Annotated in this window: 9 protein-coding genes; all 9 read left to right on the top strand. The window is 62.9% G+C overall.

Annotated elements, in window-relative coordinates; genetic code table 11:
• Positions 1-1,699 (top strand): arginine--tRNA ligase (argS, locus tag AC1DUU_RS13475; protein WP_476783925.1); only part of this gene is annotated, 1,699 nt, incomplete at its 5' end.
• Between the two features lie 106 nt (positions 1,700-1,805).
• Entirely contained in the window at positions 1,806-5,324 is a 3,519-nt protein-coding gene (locus AC1DUU_RS13470) for an SPOR domain-containing protein (protein ID WP_476783924.1), read from the top strand.
• A 114-nt stretch (positions 5,325-5,438) separates the two neighbouring features.
• Positions 5,439-5,618: a hypothetical protein gene (locus tag AC1DUU_RS13465; protein WP_476783923.1), complete on the top strand. Its 180-nt coding sequence runs from the start codon at positions 5,439-5,441 to the stop codon at positions 5,616-5,618.
• A gap of 64 nt (positions 5,619-5,682) precedes the next feature.
• The gene (locus tag AC1DUU_RS13460) at positions 5,683-6,483 is read left to right on the top strand and encodes a segregation and condensation protein A (RefSeq protein ID WP_476783926.1); all 801 of its coding nucleotides are present in this window, start codon (positions 5,683-5,685) and stop codon (positions 6,481-6,483) included.
• Complete coding sequence (scpB, locus tag AC1DUU_RS13455) at positions 6,480-7,214, top strand: SMC-Scp complex subunit ScpB (RefSeq protein WP_476783922.1); 735 nt, start codon at positions 6,480-6,482, stop codon at positions 7,212-7,214. The genes AC1DUU_RS13460 and scpB overlap by 4 nt, the downstream gene beginning before the upstream one ends.
• A gap of 39 nt (positions 7,215-7,253) precedes the next feature.
• Entirely contained in the window at positions 7,254-8,357 is a 1,104-nt protein-coding gene (locus tag AC1DUU_RS13450; protein ID WP_476783921.1) for an ABC transporter ATP-binding protein, read from the top strand.
• Positions 8,358-8,392: 35 nt separating this feature from the next.
• Entirely contained in the window at positions 8,393-8,611 is a 219-nt protein-coding gene (locus tag AC1DUU_RS13445) for a twin-arginine translocase TatA/TatE family subunit (protein WP_476783920.1), read from the top strand.
• Between the two features lie 134 nt (positions 8,612-8,745).
• A complete protein-coding gene (gene tatB, locus AC1DUU_RS13440) occupies positions 8,746-9,414 on the top strand; it encodes a Sec-independent protein translocase protein TatB (RefSeq protein WP_476783919.1) in 669 nt (222 codons plus the stop codon).
• Positions 9,411-9,707, top strand: a 297-nt coding sequence (locus AC1DUU_RS13435; RefSeq protein ID WP_476783918.1) for a twin-arginine translocase subunit TatC, incomplete at its 3' end; no start/stop codon positions are given. The genes tatB and AC1DUU_RS13435, both read left to right, overlap by 4 nt.

Raw genomic sequence — 9,707 nt, 5'->3', positions numbered from 1 at the left:
GACCCCTAGAGATGGCGGTGCGCTTGATCTTGCGCGCATTGCCGTCGAGCCGCCGCGCGATGCCACCCATGGCGATCTGGCAACTAACGCGGCCATGGTGCTGGCCAAGCCCACCGGGCAGAACCCACGCGCGCTTGCCGAGCGTCTGGTCGCCGAACTCGCCAAGGATGTCGACGTGGCGAAGGCCGAGGTGGCGGGGCCCGGTTTCGTCAACCTCAAGCTCCATGACGGTTTCTGGCAGAAGCACCTTGCCGATCTTTTGTCGCGCGGCGCCGATTACGGCCGCTCTGCCTCCGGTAACTCCAAGCGCATCAATGTCGAATACGTCTCGGCCAATCCGACCGGGCCGATGCATGTCGGCCATTGCCGTGGCGCTGTGGTGGGTGACGCGCTTGCCAACATCCTGGGCTTCGCTGGCTACGACGTGACCAAGGAATATTACATCAACGACGCCGGCGTGCAGATCGACGTGCTCGGCCGCTCGGTGATGGTGCGCTATCGGGAGGCGCTCGGCGAGCAGATCGGCGAGATTCCGGCCGGCCTCTATCCGGGCGACTATCTCGTGCCGGTCGGCCAGGCGCTGGCCAAGGAATTCGGCCGCGATCTGCTGCAGAAGCCGGAAGACGAGGCGCTGGCCCTCATCAAGGACCGCACCATCGATGCCATGATGGTGATGATCCGCGAGGACCTGGCGCTGCTCAACGTGCGCCATGAAGTGTTCTTCTCCGAGCGCACGCTGCATGAGGACAATGCCAAGGCGATCCGCTCGGCGATCAGCGACCTGACCCTGAAGGGCCATGTCTACAAGGGCAAGCTGCCGCCGCCCAAGGGCGAGAAGCCGGAAGACTGGGAAGACCGCGAGCAGACTTTGTTCCGCTCGACCGAGGTCGGCGACGACATGGACCGCGCCCTGGTCAAGTCGGACGGCGCCTTCACCTATTTCGCCGCTGATGTTGCCTATCTCAAGGACAAGGTCGACCGCGGCTTCGAGGAGTTGGTGTTCGTGCTGGGCGCCGACCATGGCGGCTACGTCAAGCGCATGGAAGCGCTCGCACGCGCCGTCACCGACGGTGCTGTGAAGCTCGACGTGCTTTTGTGCCAGCTGGTCAAACTTTACCGCGACGGCGAACCTGTGCGCATGTCCAAGCGGGCAGGGGAGTTCATCACCCTGCGCGAAGTAGTCGACGAAGTCGGTCGCGATGCGATCCGCTTCATGATGCTCTACCGCAAGAGCGACGCACCGCTCGACTTCGATTTCGCGAAGGTGACCGAGCAGTCGAAGGACAATCCGGTGTTTTACGTGCAGTACGCTTCGGCGCGCTGCCACTCGGTGTTCAGGCAGGCCAAGGAGCAGCTTGGCGAAGCTGAAATTGCGCGTCCGGGCCTGATCGGGGCTGTCGAGCGGCTGACCGACGAAGGCGAGATCGCACTCATCAAGAAGCTCGCCGAATATCCGCGCCTGATCGAATCTGCTGCCCAGTCGATGGAGCCGCACAGGCTGGCTTTCTACCTCTATGATCTGGCCAGCAGCTTCCACGGTCACTGGAATCGTGGCACCGACAACCCAGACTTACGGTTTGTTAAGGTTAACGACCGAGAATTGACCTATGCCAGACTCGGGCTGGTGCAGGCTGTTTCGGACGTTTTGACGTCAGGCCTGGCGTTGATCGGAGCGGATGCCCCGACCGAAATGCGCTAGGTTTTCCGGGACTTCATGTCACCTTTTGCCCACATTGCGCTGGTAAGGGCCAACCTTACGCGACGTTCATTGCGTCCGAAAAAAGTGCGAGAGTTCGGGAAAACGAATGGCAGATAGAACCCAGCTGAAGATCGCAGATAAGAACGATTTCGCCGACGAAGATCCCTTCGCCGAATTGACGAGGATCATGGGCTTCGATCCGCGCCAGCCTGTGGTGCGCCAGGATGTTGGCGCGCCCGCTGGCCGTGTGGAGCCGGAGATGGACGACGATTTCGGCATCGATCTGGAAAAGGAATTGCTCGGCGAACTGGCCGGCGATGAGCAGGTCGCGGCCTATGTTCAGGCTGAAGAGCCGACGGTCAATGCGGCCGTGGAAGCGCCTGTCGCCTATGCTCAGTCYGAGCCCGCATATGCGCGTGCCCATGAGCCAGAATTCGGCGCCACGTCTTTCGATGACGCGGTTGCGGCCAGCTTCGAGCAGGATTTTTCCCTTGAAGACGAGTTGCTGCGTCCCGAAGAGCCGGCCTATGCCGCGGAGCCGGCTTATGCCGTAGAGCCCGGCTACGCTGTGGAGCCTACCTATGCGCAGGCTCCTGAGCCGGAATTCGCCACAGAGGCTTCTTTCGATGACGCTGTTGCGGCGAGCTTCGAACAGGACTTTTCCGTTGAAGACGAGTTGCTGCGCCCCGAAGAGCCGGCCTATGCCGCGGAGCCCGGCTACGCTGTGGAGCCTACCTATGCGCAGGCTCCTGAGTCGGAATTCGCCACCGAGGCTTCTTTCGATGACGCTGTCGCGGCGAGCTTCGAGCAGGATTTTTCCCTTGAAGACGAGCTGCTGCGCCCTGAAGAGCCAGCCTATGAAGCGGAACCGGCTTTTGCCGTAGAGCCCAGCTATGCCGTGGAGCCTGCCTACACYGCCGCGCCTGAAGCTGACTTCGCGCCCGAAGCTGCGTTCGACGAGGCGGTTGCCGCGTCTTTTGAGCCGGACTTTTCGCTCGAAGACGAATTGCTGCCGGTCGAAGAGACCGTCGGGCATGTGGCTGCTCCGGTTGCTTATGAAGCTCCGGCCGAAGCCAGTCTCGATGCCGAATTCGATGCCGCTCTTGCCGATGTCGACATGGATTTCGCAGCCAATGACGATGCGGATTCCACGGCCGAGGCCGTTGCCGACAATCAGTTGACGCTGGGCGAATATCAGCAGACTGAGCCGGAAATCGCGTATTCCCGAGCGAACCTGGTGGAAGTACCCCAGGCGATTGCAGCACCGGTGGCGCAGGCTGAGGACTATGACGAATTCGAGCGCCGCTTGCAGGACGCGCTGAGCGACGAAGAGCCGGCTTATGAGCCTGTTGCCTTTGAAGAACCAGCTTACGAGCCCGAGGTAACGCAGGTGGCAGCTCCGGTTGCCGCTGCCGAAGATACCAGCCTCGAGGACGAGCTGAACGCGCTGCTCGGCACCATGAGCAACCAGGCCAAGGCACTGTCCGAGCCGTTGCCACTGCGCGCCACTGAGCCGGTTGCGGTCGAGCCCGAGCCAATCTTCGCAAGCTCGCTGTGGGCACCCGAGCAGCCTGCCGAGGCTGCACCGCAAGAACAAGAATATGAAGACGCCGACTATGCGCCGTCCTACGACGCGCAGCTGGTCGAAGACCATGCGGTCGCCGAAGAGGCGGCTCCGGTACTGGCCGATACCGGCTATTCCGAGCCGAGCTACGACGATCAGACCGACATCGACGTCAGCTTTGACGACGACGCCTTCGACATGGCCCTGGAGCGCAGTGCCGCGACAGAGGTCGCCGAAGTCGTCGCGCCTGCGGCAGCCGTAGCTGCTGTGGCAGTGCCGCTGCGCCCGCTCGCCGCCTCGCGCTATGAGCAGGCCCGCAGCTGGGGCCTGGGCACGCCGGTCGCGCCGCGCGCATCGACGCCGGCCGTTGCAACGCAGCCGAGCTATCAGCCGGAAGCGAGCTACGAGCCTGCGGCATATGTGGCGCCTGCGGCAACCTATGTGCCGTATGCTGAGCCAGAGGCCTATGTGTCGCACGCCGAGCCTGAGGCGTATGCGCAGCAGGCCGAGCCTGTTGTCGAAGAGACCGACKATCTGGAAGCAGAGCTTTTCGCCGCCGTTTCGTCCTTCGACGACGCTCCCGATATCGAGACTGTCGATGTGCCGGAAAAGGCCGTTGCTCTTGCCGACGATCTCGACATTCCCGAGCTCTCCTTCGAAGACGATGCTCCGCCGGCCCCGGCCTATGACGATCTTGACGGCGAATTCTCAAACCTGATGAACGAGATGAATTCGACCGACACGGGCAATCAGCCTGCTTCGTCGAGCTATGCGACCAATCCATACGCCACGGGCTTCGATCGCAAGACGCTGCGTGATGGCGATGTCGCGCAGCAGAGCGAGTTCCCCGCGGCAGCGGGTGCGGTCGCCGGTGCGGCTGCCATGTATGCCGGGCGCCAGTCCTCGACGCAGCAGGCCGGTGAACGCCCGACAGGATTCGATCTCGGCGGCATGCAGCAGGGCAACGCACCGCTTAAGCAGGCTCCGGCTGACGATTTCGACTACGATCCCGATTTCGACGAGGCGATCGAAGCGCTGCCGGGCTCGCCCGCCGCATCCAGCCCTGCGCGTCGCGGCATGATGATCGCTGCCGTCGTTGGGGCCGTCGCCATTGTCGGCGGCATCGGCGCATGGGCGCTGTCGTTCGGCGGCAGTGAGGGGGCTGGCGCGCCAGTCATCGTCAAGGCCGACGAGAGCCCGATCAAGGTCAAGCCGGAAAACCCTGGTGGCACGACCGTGCCGAACCAGGACAGCAAGGTCTATGACCGCGTTGCAGGTGGTACCGCTACCGGCTCCCCGGCTCAGCAAAAACTTGTCACGAACACCGAAGAGCCGATCGACGTGACGGCACAGGACGACGAGGCCAGCATTTCCGACACGCTGCCGCTCAACGCAGACGAGACGGACGCAGCACCGACCGCGAAGTCCGAGGATCGGGTTGCGCAGACGGCTCAGTCCGATCAGCCGGACACCAGCACCGAGACGTCGGCTGTTGCGCCGCGCAAGGTCCGCACCATGGTGGTGAGGCCCGATGGCACGCTCGTGCCGCGCGAAGAACCAGCTCCCGCCGCTGTTGCAGCCTCCGAACCTGCCGATCCGGCACCCCAGCGCGTTGCCTCGACAGGCGAAGCCACCGGCACTGTGCCGGCCCAGCCTGCGCTGGCGCCTGTCGCCAAGCCCGCCCAGTCGGCAAACACGCCGGCCAAGGCTCCAGTCGCGCCCCAGCGCCCTTCGCAGCAGCCCGTCAATGTCGTCGGCGAGGTCAAGCCCGACCAGGTTGCCGCAATCGCGCCTTCGGCTCCGACAGCCGCTGCTTCCGGTGCCTGGGCGATGCAGATCGCTTCGCAGCCGAGCGAGGAAGCGGCGAAGTCGACCTATCAGGACCTTGTCCGAAAGTACGGCAGCGTGCTCAACGGTCGCGAAGCCAGCATCGTCAAGGCCGACATCGCCGGCAAGGGCACCTTCTGGCGCGTCCGCGTGCCGGCAGCGACCCGCAACGAGGCGATCAGCCTGTGCGAGAGCTACAAGACAGCTGGCGGCAACTGCTTCGTCTCGAAGTAAACCTCGCCACATACGAGTTCAGAAAACGGCGCAGCCTGGCTGCGCCGTTTTCGTTTGTGATCCGGCCGAGTCGCAACGATTCTATCGCGGCCCAAAAGGCGCTAAGCTTGCCTCATGCGCGAATCACGCACATCGCCGAAGGCGCTTTCTGGGGATTACCGGCCAAAGGCTGCGGCAATCCTTGCGGCGGGTGCGGATATTGTCCTTCACTACGATAGCGCCGGGAAGCCGCTTGAACGCGCCGAAAAGGCGCTGTGGGCGGAATTCGGACATTATTTCGAGGCAGTTGCATAGTCTCACGGAGAAGGCACGGATTTTGGCGGAAGCATTGGAAAGCAAGGCGCAAAAGCCCGCACCGATGGACCGTCTGTGGGCGGAGAACGCCGACGACCGCACGACGGACGACCCCTCGCTGGTTGTCGACGTCGCGGGCTTTGAAGGCCCGCTTGATCTTCTTTTGCATCTGGCGCGCAGCCAGCGTGTCGACCTCTCCCGCATTTCAATCGTTGCCCTTGTCGAGCAATATCTGATCTTCGTATCGCAGGCCCGTGCTCTCCGGCTCGAGCTTGCCGCCRATTATCTGGTGATGGCGGCGTGGCTCGCCTTCCTCAAGTCGAAGCTTCTGATCCCCAAGCTGCCCGGCGACGAAGGCGAGAGCGGCGAGGAACTGGCTGCTGTCCTGCAGTTCCGGCTGAAGCGGCTTGAAGCGATGCGCGATGCCGCTTCGCGGCTGGTCAACCGCAACCGGCTCGGCCGCGACGTGTTCCAGCGCGGCGCGCCGGAAATGGTCATCATCGACAAGCGCAACGAGTACTCGGCGTCGCTTTACGACCTCTTGAGTGCCTATGCYGGCCAGCGCCAGCGCCAGGCGATCACCAATGTGCAGATCGCCAGGCGTAGTGTCTGGTCGCTGAAGCAGGCGCGCGACATCCTCATGCGCATGGTCGGCGAACTGAAGGATTGGACCGCGCTCGATCATTTCCTCATCCAATACATGACCGGCCCGGAAGAACGGGCGACGGCGATCGCCAGTTCCTTTGCCGCCAGCCTCGAGATGGTCCGCGATGGAAGCGTCGAAATCCGCCAGCACGAGCCGTTTGCGCCGATCTACCTGCGTGAACGCCAGCCCGCCGCCGCGCAGACCGAAGGTGCGTCATGACCGAAGGATCAAACGTCGTTCCATTCTCCCTCGACGATGAGGATGGCGAGACCATCAAGCAGAATCCAGCAGCACGCCTGCATCTGGCTGAAGCGGTGCGCWTGGCCGAAGCAATCGTTTTTGCCAGCGCTGACCCTGTGAGCGAACGGCAACTCGTGTCGCGGCTGCCGGAAGGCGTCGACGTTCCAGCCGCCATGGCCGAATTGCAGCGCATCTACGAGCGCCGGGGCGTCAACCTTGTGCGGGTCGCGGACGCCTGGGCCTTCCGTACCGCCGGCGATCTTGCCTTCCTGATGAGCCGCGACACCATCCAGCAGAAGAAGCTGTCGCGTGCAGCGCTCGAAGTGCTGTCGGTGATCGCTTACCATCAGCCTGTGACCCGCGCCGAGATAGAAGACATCCGAGGCGTCGAGACCTCCAAGGGCACGCTCGACACGCTGATGGAGACCGAATGGGTGCGCATGCGCGGACGTCGCAAGACGCCGGGCCGGCCGGTGACCTATGGCACCACCGAAAAGTTCCTCGACCATTTCGGGCTGGAGGAGATCCGCGACCTGCCTGGCATGGAGGAACTCAAGGGCGCCGGGCTGCTGTCGACCCGCATGCCGCCCGGCTTCTCCGTGCCGCTGCCGCCATCCGACCCGGACTTGCTCTCCGAAGACGAGGATCCGCTAACGGACATAGATCTCGAAGAGCTTGGCCTGTTGACACCTCGCGTCACAGATGATTGACCGGCGCCGGTGTGGAACCGGCCCCAGGAGGTCCATCCTGTGACGACCAATCAAGCCCAGACGACATCCCGCGTGACAGCGGGCGTAACCTTTGCCGCGCGTCTGGCCTTTGAAAATATCCGCCACTCCTTCGCCAATGGCGCAGAGACGCTGCGCGATGTCACGCTGGCGGCGGAGCCGGGCGAAGTGCTGTGCCTGCTCGGCCCGTCCGGCTCCGGCAAGACGACGCTGCTGAGGATCGCCGCCGGCATCGAGGCGCAAAAATCGGGCAGGGTGCTGTTGAACGGCAAGGAAATCGCGGGGCCGTCAGTATTCTTGCCGCCGGAACAACGCTCCATCGGCCTGGTTTTCCAGGATTTCGCGCTGTTTCCGCATCTCACCATCCTGGACAATGTGCGTTTCGGCCTGACCGCCCTGTCGCGCGAAGAGGGCAAACGCGAAGCACTGATCGCGCTCGCTCGCGTCGACCTTGAACATTATGCCGACAACTACCCGCACGCATTGTCCGGTGGCGAGCAGCAGCGAGTCGCGCTCGCGCGTGCGCTGGCACCACGCCCGGCGGTGCTGTTGATGGACGAGCCGTTCTCCGGCCTTGATTCGCGTCTCAAGGATTCGGTGCGGGCCGAGACACTGGCTATTCTGCGCGAAAGCCGCGCAACCGCAATTGTCGTCACGCATGATGCCGAAGAGGCGATGCGCATGGGCGACCGGATCGCCCTGCTCAAGGATGGCAAACTCGTGCAGACGGGCAGGGCGGATGATCTTTACCTGCGCCCGGCAAACCTGTTTGTTGCCGGCTTCTTCTCCGAGCTCAACGTCTTTTCGGCCAAGGTCGTCGATGGTTATGCCGATACGCCGGTCGGCGAGGTCGAAACCGAGATCGCCGATGGCACGCAAGTCTCGGTCGCGGTGCGACTCACCGGCATCGATGTCAGCGAAACCACTGGCGAAACTCAGGCTCGCATCATCTCCAGGCGCTATCTAGGTGTCGTTGAATTGCTTGAACTTGCGGTGCCTGGGGCCGAGACGCCGGTGAGGGCGCGCATACGCTGCGGCGCTTTGTCCGCAAAAGCACGTGATATATGGCTGTCGCTTCGAAAAGCGGATGTTCTAGTGTTTGAATCCGGAAGCGAAAGAGCCTAGATCAATCGCAGGGAAACTGTTCAAGAGAGAGTTCAATGGGTTCGTTTTCAATCTGGCACTGGCTGATCGTTCTGGTCGTCGTGCTGCTGCTGTTCGGTCGCGGCAAGATCCCCGAACTGATGGGCGATATGGCCAAGGGCATCAAGAGCTTCAAGAAGGGTATGTCGGAAGACGAAGCCGACGACTCCAAGACGGTCGAGCATCGCAACGACGAGGCCGTGAATTCGACCAAGGAAAAGGCCAGCAAGAGCTGAGACCTCATTCTTGATACGGCGCCGCGCGTCCATCTGGACGCGCACGGGCCGCTGTGAGCTTCTTGAATCCGTGCATGAACTTTTCCGAGCATCGTTGCCGAGTTCGGGGCATGCACTAGCCGGATCGCACCGACATGTTTGAAATCGGCTGGACCGAAATGCTGGTGATCGCGGTCGTCATGATCGTTGTCGTCGGCCCGAAGGATTTGCCCAAGATGCTCCGCACCATCGGCCGGATGACGGCCAAGGCCCGTTCCATGGCGGGCGATTTTCAGCGCCAGTTCAACGAGGCGATGAAAGAGGCCGAGCTCGACGACGTCAAAAAATCGATTGATGAGATCCGCGGCCTCAATCCGGCCAACGAGATCAGGAAGCAGCTCAATCCGTTCGAACAGGCCGCCGCCGATGTGCGGGCTGGCATCGATACTGCAATGAAGCCGACCCAGCCTGCGCCGCCGGCGGAGCCCGCCGCTGACGCAGCGCATCCGGCCGAGCCGTTGAAGAGCGGCGCAGCGGCGATGCCGGGCGTTGCCGGGCCCGAAGCCATGCCAGCGGCACCGGTCTTCCCGGCTGCCGACGTCAAGGCGACGCCGGTGCCTGCTGCGGCCAAGGCGGAAAARGTCGCGGCGAAGCCGAAAGCCACAGCTCAGCCAAAGGCCGCGCCTGAAGCCAAGCCCGCCGCGAAAGCCAAGGCGAGTGTAGCGCCTGCCAAGGCCCCGGCACCGAAAGCGGCACCAGCCAAGGCTGCGGCGCCCAAGAAGACTGTCGCTGCGAAGGCGACCAACGCAGGAAAAGCCTCGTGAGCGCCGAAGACGACGAGATCGAAAAGTCCTCGGCCCCACTTCTCGAACATCTGATCGAGCTGCGTACGCGGCTGATGTGGTCCATCGGCGGCTTCTTCGCCGCCTTCCTGGTCTGCTTCTTCTTTGCCAAGCAACTGTTCAACCTGCTCGTCATCCCGTTCAAATGGGCGACGAAATGGGCAGGTCTCGATCCGCACAAGGTCGAGCTGATCTACACCGCGCCGCAGGAATTTTTCTTCACCCAGATCAAGCTTGCCATGTTCGGCGGCCTGGTGATTGCTTTCCCGCTGATC

Source organism: Aminobacter sp. P4_H6_2, from assembly GCF_056400805.1.
This window is presented reverse-complemented; position numbering and strand designations above follow the sequence as displayed.

Coding starts and splice junctions, on each gene's coding strand:
- AC1DUU_RS13465 (WP_476783923.1), top strand. CDS start 5,439: ATGCGCGAATCACGCACATCGCCGAAGGCGCTTTCTGGGGATTACCGG.
- AC1DUU_RS13445 (WP_476783920.1), top strand. CDS start 8,393: ATGGGTTCGTTTTCAATCTGGCACTGGCTGATCGTTCTGGTCGTCGTG.